Raw genomic sequence first — 15,546 nt, forward strand, 5'->3', positions numbered from 1 at the left:
GGGCGCCCATGCGCGCGACAGCCCTGATGTTGCAGCAGGACTTGTCTTTGTCCGTGGGAGAGCGGGTGATACCGGAGCCGCAGACCGGTGAGGTCGTCGTCGACGTGGACTGGGCTGGAATCTGCGGCTCCGACCTGCACGTACTGCGCAGCGGGGACTGGGTCGCCTACTGGCCCGCCACGCTCGGACACGAAGTGGCGGGCCGGGTTCGCCGGTCCGAACATCCGCGATTCCGTCCCGGTGATCTCGTGGTCGCCGATTCGCGCATTCCCACCCGGGCGGCCGATGGTCGGCTGCGGGCCGACCGACTCGACGCCGACCTGCAATGGCTGGGTGAGGCGCAGCCGGGCGGTTTCGCGCAGAGCATGGTGATTCCGGGCGAATCCCTGTACGCCGTGCCCGCCGGACTGGACACGGTCGATGCCGTGCTGGCCGAGCCGCTCGCGGTGGTGATGTGCGCGATCGACCAGGTCGGCGCGAGCGATCCGGCCTCGGTCCTGCTGCTGGGCTACGGCCCGATCGGCGCGCTGGCGCACGCGGAGATCGCCCGGCGCTGGCCCGCGGCCGTGTGCTCGGTGATCGAACCCAACGAACGTCGGGCGCGGTTGGCCCGCGAACAGGGTGCGCAGGTGCTCGCCGCGCGGGAGGGGCGCCGGTTCGACCTGGTCGTGGATGCGGCCGGGTACCCGGATTCGCTGATCGAGGCCGTGCATGCCGCGAAATTCGGCGGGCGGGTGCTGCTCATCGCGATCGGGCACGCGCCCTCGACGGTGCATCCGGCCGATATCGTCGAACGCAGCCTGCACGTCGTGGGCAGCGTCGGCTTCGACGATGCGCATCTCGAACGCGCGCTGGCGGCGATCGCCGCGGATCCCGGTGCGTTCAATCCGATTGTCACGCACAAGGTTCCGCTGGACGAGGTCCCGCAGTTCTTGGCCGGCGAGCGGCACCGCGACGCGGTGAAGGTACTGATCGGATGTGCGCGATGACCGAGCAACGGCGATACCTGATCACCGGCGGCACGAGTGGTATCGGCGCGATGTGCGCCCGCCATCTGACCGGTGAAGGCCACAAGGTCTGGGTGACCGGCACCCGGGATTCGTCGGTGCGAGCCGCGGTGCAGGCCGGGGACGCCGTGGGCGGTTCGGTGTGCGATGTCGCCGACGCTGCCACGGTCGAAGCCGCATTCGACGAGGCGGTGCACGCGCTGGGCGGACTGGACGGGGTCTTCCTCAACGCCGGGATCGACGGGGAAGGGCTGCCCGCCGAGCAGTTGTCGGCCGAGACGTTCCAACGCGTTCTCCAGGTCAACGTCGTGGGCGCGCTGCACTGTGCTCAGGCCGCCTATCGAAGGCTGGACCGACCGGGGGTGATCCTGATCAACTCCTCGGTCAACGCGATACGTCCGGAACGTCATTTCGCCGACTACAACGCGGGCAAGGCCGCGGTGGCGTCGTTGGCACAGTCGCTGGCGCTGGACTGGAGTGATCAGCGGTTGACGGTCATCGCGCTGTGTCCGGGCTACTTCCGCACCAGGATGACCGAGCAGTATCTCGACGATCCGCAGGTCTCCGTCGAGTTGCTGGCCCGCATTCCCGCCGGCCGGTTCGGGCGCGAGGCCGACGTGGGCGCCACCGTCTCGTTCCTGCTGTCGGGCCGGGCCGAATTTCTGACCGGCGCGCTCATTCCGCTCGCGGGCGCGAGCAATATCTGACCCGATCCGGCCGGATGTGGCGTAACCGTCGTGTTGCGTCTTCGCCGGGCACCTTCCCCTGGTTCCGTAACCAGGCACAATCTGAACATGTCTTGCATTCGAGATTGAAGTCTCGTATACAAGACAGCGGCGGATGTGACACCCGTCTCTCCACCCGCCCACGACGACACCGATCTGGAGCACCGAATGTCGAACGACCAGCCAATCCGAGAACGCGGTAGTTGGCAGCAGATGTCCGCCGCCGAACGCGCTGATCTGCTCGAGCGCGGCCGCGACAAGATCTTCGATCCCCAGCTGCGCGCGGGCGTGCTCGAGATCATCGAGGACGTACGGCGCAACGGTGACGCGGGTCTGATCCGGGCCATGGAGAAGTTCGACCGGATCTCGCTGACGCCCGACCGGATCCGGGTCTCGCCCGAGGAGTTCGCGGCCGCTCGCAAGAAGATCTCACCCGAGCTGCTCACCGCGATCCGCGACCTGCTGGACCATCTGCGCGCGTTCAACGAGCAGCTGACCCGGCACGGCGACTGGAGTTTCGAGAGCGAGCCGGGCCTGATGGTCGGGGAGAAGGTCACCCCGATCGCGAGCGCGGGACTGTTCGTGCCGAGCGGGAAGGGTTCCTACCCGTCGGTGATGGCGCAACTCGGCGCCCCGGCCGTCGTCGCCGGTGTGCCGCAGATCGCGGTGGTGGTTCCGCCGATTCCCGGCGGCGACGGCGAGGTCGACCCGGCGGTACTGGTGGTGGCCGACGAACTCGGCATCCACGACGTCTTCCGCGCGAACGGTCCGGCCGGGATCGCCGCCCTGGCCTTCGGCACCGAGACCGTGCCGCGGGTGCGCAAGGTGTGCGGGCCGGGTAGCCCGCCGGTCACCTGCGCGCAGATCGAGGTGCAGCGCTACGGCACCGTGAGTGTCATGCTGCTGGGCCCCAGCGAATCGCTGATCCTGGCCGACGATTCGGCCGATCCCTACCTGCTCGCGGCGGATCTGCTCAACGAGGCCGAGCACGGTGCCGACTCGACCAGCGTTTTCGTCACCGACAGCCGCGCTCTGCTCGACGCGGTCCAGACCGAAGTCGCCAAGCAGCTGCTCGATCTGCCCGAGCAGCGCGCCGAATACGCGCGCAGCGCCCTGGGCAGGAACGGCGGCGCGGTGCTCACCGCTACCATCGACGAGGCGGCCGAGGTCGCCAACGCCTTCGCTCCCGAACACATGCAGGTCGCCGTGCGCGACGAGCAGCACGTGCTGGATCTGCTGGTCGACGCCGGAGAGATTCTGCTCGGCCAGAACACCACGGTCTCGATGGCCAACTTCATCATCGGCTGCCCTGCGGCGCTGCCCACCAGCGGGTACGCCAAGGTCAGCAGTGGGGTGACCGCGGACGCGTTCCGCAAGCGCACGGCCGTGGCCAAGTCCACTCGCGAGGCGCTGGCGCGGATGTCCGACACGGTCATCGCCTTCACTCGCCACGAGGGCTTCCCCGCTCACGAGTTCGCGGTGACGCGCCGACTCGACCGGTGACCGCCGGGTCCGGACGCCGGGCCCGACCAATGCCGCCCATATCCGCTCACGACCCCGCCTACATCACCAAAAGCTTTTCAGGCCAGCAGTATTCGGCCATTATCGAGGGAAACGGCCCATGTCCGTGATCAATCCAGAGCAACGCTCGATCGAATTCGTTCCGCTTTCCGAACGGCACGGTCGCGCACGCAACCTCTTCACCCTGTGGTTCGGTGCGAACCTCCAGGTGACCGCCATCGCCGCCGGCGCGATCTCGGTGGCCATCGGCCTGTCCTTGCCGTGGGCGTTGCTGGCCAGCCTGATCGGCATGCTGATCGGCGCGGTGTTCATGGCCCTGCACTCGGCCCAGGGGCCGCTGCTGGGCATCCCGCAGATGATCCAGAGCCGCGCGCAGTTCGGCTTCTACGGTGCGGTGCTACCGCTGCTGCTGGTCGTGCTGATGTACATGGGCTATTTCGCGACCACCGCGGTGCAGGGCGGGGCGGCCTTCGCCAGCCTGACCGGGATGCAGGCGAACTGGTCGATCGTCATCGTCGTCGCGATCACCGTGCTGCTCACCATCGTCGGATATCGGCTCATGCACGCCGCCGAGAAATGGCTCTCGGTCCTGAGCGGGCTGACGTTCCTGTACCTGAGCTACCGGCTGGTGACCGGTAACCACTTCGGTACGGCGTGGAACACCAGCCACTTCACCTGGCCGTTGTTCCTGGCCGCGGTCGCCATCGCGGCGACCTGGCAGTTGACCTACGCCCCGTACGTGGCCGACTACTCGCGGTATCTGCCCGCGAACACCTCGGTTCGCACCTCGTTCTGGTACACGTACCTGGGCACCGTGCTCGCGTCGATGTGGATGTTCGCCTTCGGCGCCACCGCGACCGCCGTCGCCTCGGACGCGTTCGACGGCGGTTCGGTGGATTTCATCGTCAACCAGGCCGCCGTGGCGCACCCGCTGTTCTTCCTGATCATCCTCGCCGGTGTGATCGGGGTGAACGCGCTCAATCTGTACGGCATGTTCATGTCGACCACGACCACCTTGAATTCCCTGTTCAAACTGCGCGTCAGCCCGATCACCCGGAGCGTGCTGATCGTGGTCGTCGCCGCGATCGCCACCAGTATCGGCGTCGTCGGCAGGAACAACTTCCTGACCAACTTCAGCAACTTCATCCTGCTGATCGCGTACTTCCTGATCCCGTGGACCGCAATCAATCTGGCGGACTTCTATCTGATCAGGAAGGAGAAGTACAGCGTGTCGGCGATGTTCGAGCCCGCGGGCGAGTACGGCGGCGTGGACTGGCGTGCGATGACCGCGTACCTGGTCGGTATCGTCATCGAGATCCCCTTCATCGCCGGCGATTTCTACACCGGACCGATCGCCAAGGCCCTCGGCGGCGCGGACATCTCGTGGATTCTCGGGATCTTCGTCGCGGGCGGTTTGTATGTGGCGCTCATGCGTAAGTTCCCGGTCCGCCGCAAGTACCCGGCCGCCGAGGCGGGGATCGGCGAACCCGGCGACGACCCGCACGCCCCGAATCAGGAGTCCGTACCCGCGTGAGACCTCATGAAGTTCGCGAGCTGATCAAGCTCAAACCACCGGCGTGGCATCGCGACACCCGGCTGCTGGATCGGTGCAAGACCATCGAGGACTTCCGGCGGCTGTCCCGCCGCCGGTTGCCTCGGCCGGTCTACGACTACATCGCCGGAGGCGCCGACGAGGAGATCACGTTGCGCGCCAACGCCGAAGCGTTCCGCAAGTGGCGCTTCACCCCCTCGGTGCTGGCCGACGTGAGCAGTGCGCATCTGTCCACCAGCCTGTTCGGTCGGACCAGCGCGGCGCCGATGGGCTTCGCGCCCACCGGTTACACGCGGATGCTCTCGCCGCTGGGCGAACCGGCCGTCGCGGCGGCCGCGGCTCGGGCCGGTATCCCGTACGTCCTGTCCACGATGGCCTCGACCTCGTTGGAAGACCTGGCCGACCATCCCGCGGCACACGACGCCGACCGCTGGTTCCAGCTCTACATCTGGAAGGACCGCGACCTGACCGACGAACTGGTTCGCCGGGCCGACGCGGCCGGTTATCGGGTGCTCGAGATCGCCGTGGACACCGCGGTGTCGGGCTATCGGGTTCGCGATGTGCGCAACGGACTCACCATCCCGCCGCAGCTGACGCTCAAGGGCATGATCGATCTCGGTGTGCGGCCCGGTTATTGGACCAGAATGCTCGCCAGTCCGAAGATCGAGTTCGCGAATGTCTCGAGCGCCGGGGGCGGCGGGTACACCATCGAGAACATCACCGCGCAATTCGATCCGTCGGTCGACTGGGCCGACGTACGTCGTATCCGGGAGCAGTGGCCGGGCCGGTTGGTGCTCAAGGGCCCGGTCGGTCCGCAGGATGCGCAGCGTGCGAAAGAGATCGGACTCGACGGCGTGCACCTGTCCAATCACGGTGGGCGCCAACTGGATCGGTGCATCGTTCCGATCGATCTCGTGCAGCCGGTGCGCCGGGCGGTCGGTGCGGATTTCGGGATCGTCGTCGATTCCGGCGTGCGGCACGGCGCCGATATCGCCACTGCACTCGCGCTGGGAGCCGATGCCGCGTTCGTCGGCCGCCCCTACCTCTGGGGCCTGACCGCGGCCGGGGAGCCCGGTGTGGACCGCGTCGCCCGGCTGCTGACCGAGCAGTTGCGCCGGACGATGCAGCTCATCGGTGTCGCGAGTGTCGACGAACTGCGCAAACGGGGTCCCGAACTGATCACCGCCGCGCACTGACCGGACCGCGCCGCAGCGTACGGCGTGCGTCCGCGCATACCCATGATCCGAGACTAAAGTCTCGAATATCAGACTGGAGGCAGCAATATGTCCACCGAGCCATCCCGGCGCAGTGCCACGGCCGACGCGGTCGTGGTCGGCATCGGGCCCGTCAGCATCGAGGACGTCGTCCGCGTCGCCCGCGACGACGCAGCGGTCGTGGTGTCCGAGGAGGCGTTGGTCGCCATCGCCGAGAGCCGCAAACGCATCGAGGAGCTGGCCCAGGACCCGACGCCGGTGTACGGGGTCTCGACCGGGTTCGGTGCGCTGGCCACCCGGCACATTCCGCCCGAGATGCGAGCAGACCTGCAGCGCAGCCTGATTCGCTCGCACGCCGCGGGCACCGGGGCCGAGGTCGAACGCGAGGTCGTGCGGGCGCTGATGCTGCTGCGCCTGTCGACGTTGGCCACAGGGCGCACCGGTGTGCGCGTCGAGACCGTCGAGGCCTACGCCGCGATGCTGTCCGCCGGTCTGACCCCGGTGGTGTACGAGTACGGGAGCCTGGGCTGCTCGGGCGATCTGGCGCCGCTGTCCCATGTGGCACTGGCGCTCATCGGGGAAGGCACGGTGCGGACTTCGGCGGGTATCGAGATGCCCGCGGCCGAGGCGTTGAGCGCGCACGGCCTGACCCCGGTGGTGCTCGCCGAGAAGGAGGGGTTGGCGCTGATCAACGGTACCGACGGCATGCTCGGCCAGCTGGTCCTGGCCCTGCACGATCTGCGGCGGCTGTTGCAGATCGCCGACGTCGCCGCGGCGATGAGCGTCGAAGGTCAGCTCGGCACCGACCGGGTCTTCGCCGAGGATCTCCAGCAGTTGCGCCCGCACCCCGGACAGGCGCTCGCGGCGGCGAATATGCGTCGCGTACTGGCCGATTCGGCGATCGTGGCCAGCCATCGCGGTCCGGAGTGCACGCGGGTGCAGGACGCCTACTCGCTGCGTTGTGCGCCGCAGGTTGCCGGGGCCGCGCGCGACACTGTCGAACACGCGCGCACGGTGGCCGAACGAGAACTCGACAGCGCCGTGGACAATCCGGTCGTGACCCGTGACGGCCGGGTGGAATCCAACGGCAACTTCCACGGCGCTCCGATCGCCTACGTGCTGGACTTCCTGGCCATCGTGACCGCCGACGTCGCGAGTATCAGCGAACGCCGCACCGACCGGTTCCTGGACGTCGCCCGCAACCGCGGCCTCAATCCCTTCCTGGCCGAGGATCCAGGCGTCGACAGCGGCCACATGATCGCCCAGTACACCCAGGCCGCGATCGTCTCGGAGCTGAAACGGCTGGCGAACCCGGCCAGCACCGACTCCATCCCGTCCTCGGCCATGCAGGAGGACCACGTATCGATGGGCTGGTCGGCCGCGCGCAAACTGCGCAGGTCCGTGGACGGCCTGACCCGGGTGCTGGCGATCGAGATCCTCACTGCGGCCCGCGCGATCGAGATGCGCGCCCCGCTCGCGTCCGCGCCCGGCACCGCGGCGGTCGTCGCCGCTGTCCGCGAGACCGTCGAAGGGCCGGGTCCGGATCGGTTCCTCGCACCCGAAATCGAGGCCGTCGTCGCCGCGATCCGCTCGGATCGGCTGCTCGAAGCCGTCGAGCGCGTCCTGGGTCCGCTGTCGTGAGTCGGCCGTCCGAGCCCGCCATCATCGATGAACAGGAGCGCCCCGGGATGTCGCGTCCGAGCCCTACCGTCCGAGCGCGTTCGGTCGTGGCGGCTTTGCCCCGGTACACGCGCGCGGCCGGGCTCAGTGATGTGCGGTGGCGAGCGTCTTCGAACGAATCGACGGTCCCGCCCTCGCCGCACATCCTGGCCGCGATCCGCGACGCGGCCGAGCGCGGCAACCTGTACCCGTCGTTGATCGGCGAGGACTTGGTCGCCGATATCGGTGCGCGTCTCGAGGTCGATCCAGCGCAGATCGTTGTGGGCGGCGGTTCGATTGCCCTGCTGCAGAACGTGCTTGCCGCATACACCGGCCACGGCACCACGGTCGTGCACGCCTGGCGCAGCTACGAGGCGTATCCGATCCTGATCGGCGTGGTGGGAGCCACGGCCGTCCCGGTGCCGCTGGACGAGAACTTCGGGCACGACCCCGCGGCCATGCTCGCGGCCATCGATGACGACACCCGCGCGATCATCCTGTGCAACCCGAACAACCCGACCGGAACCGAGCTGTCGCCGCAGCAGCTCGAGGATCTGATCGCCGGAGTGCCTGAGCACGTGCTGGTGATCCTGGACGAGGCGTACCAGGAGTTCTCCCGCTACCCCTCGCGCACGTCGAGGCTGCGGGCGCGATTCCCGAATCTGGTTGTGCTGCGGACCTTTTCGAAGGCGTACGGTCTGGCCGGTCTGCGCGCGGGATATCTGCTGGCACATCCCGACATCGCCGACGACGTTCGCGCGGCCTCGCCGCCGTTCGGTCTGAGCCGAGTGGCCGAGGCTGCCGCCCGCGCCGTCTTGTCGGATCGCGCGCACACCGACCACATCGTCGAGGTGGTCCGCGAAGGCCGCGCCCATCTGGTGGACGGCCTGCGCCGCCGCGGAATTCACGTCCCGCACAGCGGGGCCAACTTCGTGTGGCTGCCGGTCGGCGAACGCACCGGTGAACTCGAGGCGGCCTGTGTCGCGCGCGGGGTGTCCGTGCGCGCGTTCGACGGGGAAGGTGTGCGGGTCACGGTCGGGGAGCGCGCGGCGCAGGACGCCGTGCTCGCCGCGGTCGACGACCTCGCCGCCGGGACCTGGCAGGACGGACTCACGGCCTGAATCCGGATGAGGGGGCGGGGGCGACATCCTGCGGATGCGATGTCGCCCCCGCATGATTCATCCCGGCACGGGGAGATCGCCGTCTCGCTACTGTGTGACTCAGGGCACAGAGTCCACGGAGTCCGCAGTAGCTCCGGGTCCATCGGGCCGCGGCGACAGGAGTGAGCATGACCGCCACCACGGAATCGACGAACGAATCGATCACCGAGCCGTTGCGCTCGCGACGTAACCACTGGAACAACCAGGTACATCGCCATGCGCTGATGACGCCGGATCGGATCGCGATCAAATACCTGGACTCCGCGACCACCTGGCGCGCGCTCGACGAACGATCCCGGGCGTTCGCCGCCGCACTGCATCGTCGTGGCGTCCGGTTCGGCGATCGCGTGCTGATGGCGCTGCTGAATCGCACCGAGTACATCGAGGCGGTGCTGGGGGCCAACCTGATCGGCGCGATCCCGGTGCCGGTCAACATCCGGATGAGCCCGGCCGAGGTCTCCTACCTCGTCACCGACAGCGGCGCGAAGGTCGTCGTCACCGAGAAAGTGCTGGCGCCGCTGCTGGATGCGGTGCGCGCGGCCACCGGCGCGATCGACGCGATGATCGTGGTCGACGGCGCCGGGGATCCGGCGCATCTGGACTACGAGGCGCTCGTGGCCGAGGATCCGTCGGATCTGCCCGGGATCGATGTCCCCGAGGACACCGTCGCGGTGATCATGTACACCTCGGGCACCACCGGAAAACCCAAGGGCGCCATGCTCACTCACACCAATCTGCAGGCGCAGGCGGTGACCACCATCAACGCGGCGGTCGGGAGTTCGGACGACGACGTCGCCTCGGTCGTACCGCCCATCTTCCACATCGCCGGTCTCGCGGGGTTCGCGCCGGTCTTCTACCGAGGGATCCGGGCGGTGATTCATCCGCTGGGCGCGTTCGACGCCGACACCATGCTCGACACCCTGGAACGCGAGGGCACGACCTCGGTGTTCATGGTCCCCGCGCAATGGCAGGCGGTGTGCGCGGCGCAGCGCGCCAGACCACGCGATCTGGCGCTGCGCACGATCAGCTGGGGAGCCGCCCCGGCATCGGACACCGTGCTCACGGCGATGAACGAGAGCTTCCCGCAGGCGCTCAACATGACCGCGTTCGGCCAGACCGAGATGTCTCCGGTCACCTGCGTCCTGCAGGGCAAGGACGCACTGCGCAAGATCGGTTCGATCGGCAAGGTGGTGCCCGCGGTGACCGCCCGCATCGTCGACCCGATGATGAACGACGTCAAGCCCGGGGAGGTCGGCGAGATCGTCTATCGCGGACCGAATCTGATGAAGGGCTACTGGCAGAACCCGCAGGGCACCGCCGAGGCGTTCCGCGGCGGCTGGTTCCATTCCGGGGATCTGGTTCGCCAGGACGAGGAGGGCTTCCTCTACGTCGTGGACCGCGCCAAGGACATGATCATCTCCGGCGGCGAGAACATCTACTGTGCCGAGGTCGAGAACGTCCTGTACGGGCATCCGAAGATCGCCGAGGCCGCGGTGATCGGTCGCGCACACGAGAAGTGGGGCGAGGTGCCGGTGGCCGTGGTCGTCCTCGCGGACGGGGCCGGTGAGCTGACCCTCGCCGAACTGGGGCCGCACCTCGACGAGAATCTCGCTCGGTTCAAACATCCCAAGGATCTCGTGATCATCGGAGAGCTGCCGCGCAACGCGAGCGGCAAGGTCGTCAAGCCGGAACTGCGCAACGCGTACGGCAGCAAGGACGCCGGTTTGGCCGACTGAGCGGGGCGGATCCGGACCCGTCGCGCGGGGAGCAAACTTTCCGTCAGCGCGAGTCCAATACTTCCGGCGCGGTCCTCGACTTCGCAGAATGGCTGTCATGGTCCGGGTCCGTGGGGCCGTGTGTGTTGTGCCCTCGGCATGTCGCATCGGTGCCGCGGGCAGTAGGCGTGAGGTAGTCACACGCTGATATTCCATTGCCGTCGGACGGCTTTCGGATATCCGCGGAGTGTGCCCGGCGTCGACACGTTCGTGAGACGAGGAAGTATTGATGACCGCGACGATCAGCGGCGCCGAACTGCGCGCACTACTCGACGACCGGGACCGCGAGGTGGCCCTGCTGGACGTTCGCGCACCCGCTGCTCGTGCGGCCGGTCATATCGCCGTGAGCAGCGGGTTGCCGCTGCACGACCTGGAACACCGCATCCGACAGGCGGTTCCGCGCACCGGGACGACCGTCGTGCTGGCCTCCGAGCCCGAACTAGACGAGCAGGCGGCGCACATTCTGACCGATCTCGGGTACACCGATGTCGCGATCGTGCCCCACGGTCTGGCGGGCTGGACCGCGGCCGGGGGTCGGCTCTACACCGGCACGAACGTGCGGAGCAAGACGCTGGGCGAGTGGATCGAAAAGCATTTCGGCACAGCGACCGTCGATGCGGACACGGTCGCGCGCTGGCGTGCCGAGGGCGCGGATGTCGTCGTGCTGGACAGCCGCCCGCACGCGGAGTACCTGCACCACCACATTCCGGGTGGACTGGACACCGGCGGCGGTTCGGAGCTGGCTTACCGTGGGCTGCAACGGATCACCGGTCCCGAGACCACGATCGTGGTCAACTGCGCGGGCCGCACCCGCGGCATCGTCGGGGCGCAATCGCTGATCAATACCGGTATTCCCAATCGGGTGTATTCGCTGCACAACGGCACACCGGCCTGGGGGTGGGCAGGCGGGCGGATCGAGAGTGGTCCGGGAACTCCGCTCGGCGCACCGGCGGATGTTCCGGCACACCTGATCGACTGGGCCGCAACGACTCTCGAGCGGCTCGGGGTGCGGGTCGTGGACGCGTCGTCGGTCGGCGACGGCTCGCACACCACCTATTCGATCGATATCCGCACCCCGGAGGAATTCGCCGCCGGTTCGGTCGCGGGCGCGCGACATGTTCAGGGCGGGCAGCTGGTGCAGGCGAGCGATGAGCATCTGGCCGTGCTCGATGCCCGCGTCGTGCTGGTCGATACTCCCGACCTGGTCCGCGCCGCCAGTACGGTGCAGTGGTTGCACTACCTGCACCGCGGGCCGATCGAGGTGATCGTGGCTCGCCCGGAGATTCTGACCTCACCCCGGCCGGAATCGCCCGCGGTGCCCGAGGTTCCGGAGATCTCCGGGAAAGAACTCGCGGATGAACTCGAATCCGATTCTGCACCAACAGTATTCGATCTTCGTTCTTCGCGCGACTATGAGCGCGGGCATCTGCCCGGCTCCATCCACGCGCGCCGGGAACACCTACGGTCCGCAGCGCGGGGGAGAGGCCGGATCGTCCTGGTCGGCGACGAGCTGAACGACAACACGGCCGACGTGGGTACCGATCTCCAGTCCGGTGGCGGACCGGTGGCGTACCGGCCCCATTTCGCGGCCCGCGACCTGCTCGACGCCGGGCATGACGTGCGCGTCGTCCTGGGCGGACCGAGCAGCGTACCGGTGGAGCCGACCAGTGACGACCCGCACTACGCCGGGGACATCGCGGATCGCGTGGGCCCGCCGCCCTTCGGACCCGAACGCGATGCCTGGTACCGCGACTACTTCGATTGGGAATACGCCCTGCTGGGGAACTCCGAGGGCGATCACGACTTCGACTTCGAGGCGAAAAGCTCGTGACCGTCGTCGAAGCGCCGGTCGGCCTTCCCGCCGTCCGGACCCGAATACCTTCCTACACAGGGGATTCCAGCCGAAGTGTCGAACCCGGTCCGCATCGCGGGTGACGGTTCCGGTGTTGCTGATCGTGCTGTGGCGACCGCACGACGGTGGTCATTCTGCCGCCCAGAACCCGCCGTGAGCGCGGGCGGCCTCCTCCACGAGCAGCGGGCCGACCACCTCGATCTGCCGTTGCCCACGCGCGAACACTTCGCGGCACGGCAACGCCATGGTGAGGTTGTCGGGATGGGATCCGGTGAGCCGCAACAGGTCCTGTTCTGCGAGGCCGAACACCACCCGGCCGATGCCGCACCAGTAGATCGCCCCGGCGCACATCGCGCACGGCTCGGTGCTGGCGTACAGAGTTGTGCCGCGCAGGAATTCCGGTGTGTAGGCGTGCCCGGCCAGCCGCACCAGATTCGTCTCGGCGTGACCGGTGCAGTCGTGGTCGGTGACCACCGTGTTTTTCGCCTCCGACAGCACCGTCCCGTCGGGGCCGGCGAGCACGGCGCCGAAGGGGTGGTTGCCGTCCCCGACCGCCTCCGCGGACAAGCGGATGGCGTGGCGCAGGTGTTCGAGATCGCGGGCGGCCGTGGGGGTCTCGGAGGGTGGCGGTGATCCGGCTGGCACGGACACGGAGACTCCTTTCAGAGCGGCTGACGAGCACAGCGGGAGAGGCCGACGGTAGCAGTCGGCGCGCCCCGATACGAGCACACCGCGTCCGAGGCGGCGCGGCTGCCGCCCGTCCGCGGCGGGCGAAACTATCCGGGGGCGAGGGTCCGGGACCTGGTGATGACGCGTAGCAACGTGTTGTAGGCGGGACGTTCGACCCAGGCGGTCAGACCCCAGCCGAGCAGACCGGCGGCCAGGACCGCGCCGGTGACCCATATCCAGGAGGGGCAGCCGAGCCGGGCGAGGCGATCCTCGAGCAGGTACCCGATGCTCTGGTGCATCAGATAGATGCCGTAGGAACGGGCCGCGATCCAACGCACCGGGGTCACCAGCACGGCCGGGAGGGGCCAGTCGGGGCCGCGCGCGGCCAGGCACATCAGTGCCAGGCCGACGCCGACGAGTGCGACGGAAGTCACCGGCGGATGCACCTTCTCGGCGACCAGTACCGCGGCCAGTAACAGCGCCAGGTGGACCGTGCCCAGGCGGCGGCTCGCCCAGCGCTGCAGGGCGACGCCCGCGACGAGCAGATGGGCCATGCACAGCCCGCTGCCCTCCAGCGCGACCACCAGCCACACCGACGGATGATCGCCCATCCAGATCTCCCGGATCACCACCGGAACCAGCACCACGGCCCACAGGATCGGCATCACCGCGCGACCGCCCACCCGCCGATAGGCCAGCAGCGCCATGGCCGTGAACCCGGCGACCTGCACCGGCAGCGTCCACCAGGACAGGTCGATGTACGCCACGTTCGGCAGCAGCTGCTGCATCAGGAACAGATTGCCCACCAGATCGGTCCACCGCAGCTGGTGCAGGCTGAACTCGGCGGGGCTCAACAGTTTGACGACCGCGAACACCACGACCACGGCCACCAGATAGGCGGGCAGCAGCCGCGCGAACCGCCGAGCCAGCCAGCGCCCCGGTGTGTTGCGCCGGAGCGTGACGGCGGCGAAGTATCCGGAAACCATGATCAGGATCGATGCGCCGCAGGTGTGGGTCCACGCGTGCGGCAGTTCCGGGATCCCGGGTTCGGTCGTGGGCCCCAGGTACGTGTCGTGGAACAGCACGATCTCGATCAGGGCCAGCACGCGAATCACGTCCCAGCTGACCCGCCGTCCGGAGGAGGCGGGGGAACCGGTGTCGGATGCGGGCGGCGTCACGGCATGCAGCGCCGAGGCCGTGTCGGTCACCGGCCGCCGTCGCATCCGTTTCTCACCTCGTCGCGTCATCGTCGTCGACCGGATTCGGCCGTGGCGTTGATGTGTCACGATGCCCGATCCGATACCGATTCGGCAACATCGCGGTTCGGTGGGCACACTGCCACACCGAACCCGCGCAGGCAGGTGCGGCCTCAGCCCTGGGCTGCGGCGATCAACCGCTGGTGCAGCCAGGTCAGAGCGGTGGCGCCGCTGGGGTCGACCCCGTATCGGGGGTAGCTCTGGTGGATTCCGGACTTCAGGAAGTCGTCGATCTGCTTCTTGCGCTGGTTGTACTCGGCGTTGGTGATCTGATTGTTCAGCAGGCCCACACCGCCGGCGGCCAGCGCGTCGTTGAGCAGGGTGGAGACCTCCTGCTGATAGGTCCCGAGCTGGGCCGGGTCCGGATTCGACAGCTGCACCAGCAGCCCGCCGATCCGACCGGCGAAGTCGCCGTTGGGCATCGAGCAGTACAGATCACCCGCGGCGCAGAAGGTGTAGGTCCTGGGGCCGACCCAGCCGAAGCCGCCGACTCGCGGACCACTGGCGCCCGCGCCCGGGACGGGCGGCCCGATCAGCTGGTCGGTCGGGGACCGGCGGGGATCGGCGATCAGTCCGACCAGCGACACCCGATTCGCCGGTACGACACCGAGGCCGGTGCCGATCGAGGCGGCCACGTCACCGGCGGCGTCCGCGCCCTGGCTGTACCCCAGTAGCGCGAATCGCGTTGCGCCACAGCGTTGCGCCATCGCGCCGATCATGCCGCGGGTGCGGTTGACGGCTTCCTGCTTGGAGCGGCCGTAGACGTCCCCTTCCCAGGGGAACGCGGTGGCCGCGTAGTTGACGTAATCGGTCCGGACGTTGCCGGGCAGATTGTTCGTCACGGACGCGAGCATCCCCTTGCCCGGATCCTTGTCCGAGGTCTCCCAGGTTCCGGGGACCGCGACGACGTACAGGCTGGGGCAGGCCGGCGGGGCAGCCTGCGCGGTGGATCTCACGCCGACGGGCAGAGCGGCGGTCACTACGGCCGCGGCGCTGGCGACCGTGGCCTTCCAACGAGAATGCATCGGATACTCCGGGGGTCACGGCCGACGTCCCGTCGGACCGATGTGCAGCTACTGTGAGAGTGTAAGAGGCCGGGGAAAATAGCGCAGGATTTGCCGATTGCTATTCGTGTGCCGGGGGGATCGTCGGCGGG

The 15,546-nt window shown here is 68.3% G+C and carries 12 protein-coding genes; 9 read left to right on the forward strand and 3 right to left on the reverse strand.

Annotated elements, in window-relative coordinates:
* Positions 1 to 8 precede the first annotated feature (8 nt).
* The 9 genes from K7711_RS12060 (at position 9) to K7711_RS12100 (ending at position 12,444) form a co-directional block, all read left to right on the forward strand.
* Positions 9 to 989, forward strand: a complete 981-nt coding sequence (locus K7711_RS12060; protein WP_222968602.1) for a zinc-dependent alcohol dehydrogenase — start codon at positions 9 to 11, stop codon at positions 987 to 989.
* Positions 986 to 1,714, forward strand: a complete 729-nt coding sequence (locus tag K7711_RS12065) for an SDR family NAD(P)-dependent oxidoreductase (RefSeq protein WP_222968604.1) — start codon at positions 986 to 988, stop codon at positions 1,712 to 1,714. Before K7711_RS12060 ends, K7711_RS12065 begins: the two co-directional genes overlap by 4 nt.
* A 186-nt stretch (positions 1,715 to 1,900) precedes the next feature.
* Positions 1,901 to 3,235: a histidinol dehydrogenase gene (hisD, locus tag K7711_RS12070; RefSeq protein WP_222968606.1), complete on the forward strand. Its 1,335-nt coding sequence runs from the start codon at positions 1,901 to 1,903 to the stop codon at positions 3,233 to 3,235.
* Between the two features lie 118 nt (positions 3,236 to 3,353).
* A complete protein-coding gene (locus tag K7711_RS12075; RefSeq protein WP_222968608.1) occupies positions 3,354 to 4,787 on the forward strand; it encodes a purine-cytosine permease family protein in 1,434 nt (477 codons plus the stop codon).
* Positions 4,784 to 6,001: an alpha-hydroxy acid oxidase gene (locus K7711_RS12080; protein WP_222968610.1), complete on the forward strand. Its 1,218-nt coding sequence runs from the start codon at positions 4,784 to 4,786 to the stop codon at positions 5,999 to 6,001. Before K7711_RS12075 ends, K7711_RS12080 begins: the two co-directional genes overlap by 4 nt.
* Before the next feature lie 87 nt (positions 6,002 to 6,088).
* Positions 6,089 to 7,660 carry a histidine ammonia-lyase gene (gene hutH / locus K7711_RS12085; protein WP_222968612.1) on the forward strand — a complete coding sequence of 524 codons (1,572 nt, stop codon included), beginning with the start codon at positions 6,089 to 6,091 and terminating at the stop codon, positions 7,658 to 7,660.
* Between the two features lie 86 nt (positions 7,661 to 7,746).
* Positions 7,747 to 8,799: an aminotransferase class I/II-fold pyridoxal phosphate-dependent enzyme gene (locus K7711_RS12090; protein ID WP_308014654.1), complete on the forward strand. Its 1,053-nt coding sequence runs from the start codon at positions 7,747 to 7,749 to the stop codon at positions 8,797 to 8,799.
* 167 nt (positions 8,800 to 8,966) lie between these two features.
* Complete coding sequence (gene fadD5 / locus K7711_RS12095) at positions 8,967 to 10,574, forward strand: fatty-acid--CoA ligase FadD5 (protein WP_222968616.1); 1,608 nt, start codon at positions 8,967 to 8,969, stop codon at positions 10,572 to 10,574.
* Positions 10,575 to 10,842: 268 nt separating this feature from the next.
* Positions 10,843 to 12,444 (forward strand): rhodanese-like domain-containing protein, encoded by a 1,602-nt coding sequence (locus tag K7711_RS12100; protein ID WP_222968619.1) that lies wholly within the window; start codon positions 10,843 to 10,845, stop codon positions 12,442 to 12,444.
* Positions 12,445 to 12,594: 150 nt separating this feature from the next.
* On the opposite strand, the gene K7711_RS47535 is transcribed toward K7711_RS12100, so the two are convergent.
* The 3 genes from K7711_RS47535 to K7711_RS12110 form a co-directional block, all read right to left on the reverse strand.
* Positions 12,595 to 13,116 carry a nucleoside deaminase gene (locus tag K7711_RS47535; protein ID WP_308014655.1) on the reverse strand — a complete coding sequence of 174 codons (522 nt, stop codon included), beginning with the start codon at positions 13,114 to 13,116 and terminating at the stop codon, positions 12,595 to 12,597.
* A 125-nt stretch (positions 13,117 to 13,241) separates the two neighbouring features.
* On the reverse strand, positions 13,242 to 14,357 hold the full coding sequence (locus tag K7711_RS47540) for an acyltransferase family protein (RefSeq protein WP_235747018.1): 1,116 nt from the start codon (positions 14,355 to 14,357) through the stop codon (positions 13,242 to 13,244).
* Positions 14,358 to 14,503: 146 nt separating this feature from the next.
* Positions 14,504 to 15,415, reverse strand: coding sequence for a cutinase family protein (locus tag K7711_RS12110; RefSeq protein ID WP_222968623.1), 912 nt, complete (start codon positions 15,413 to 15,415; stop codon positions 14,504 to 14,506).
* Positions 15,416 to 15,546: the final 131 nt, after the last annotated feature.

This window comes from Nocardia coffeae (assembly GCF_019890715.1).
Lineage (GTDB): Bacteria > Actinomycetota > Actinomycetes > Mycobacteriales > Mycobacteriaceae > Nocardia > Nocardia jiangxiensis.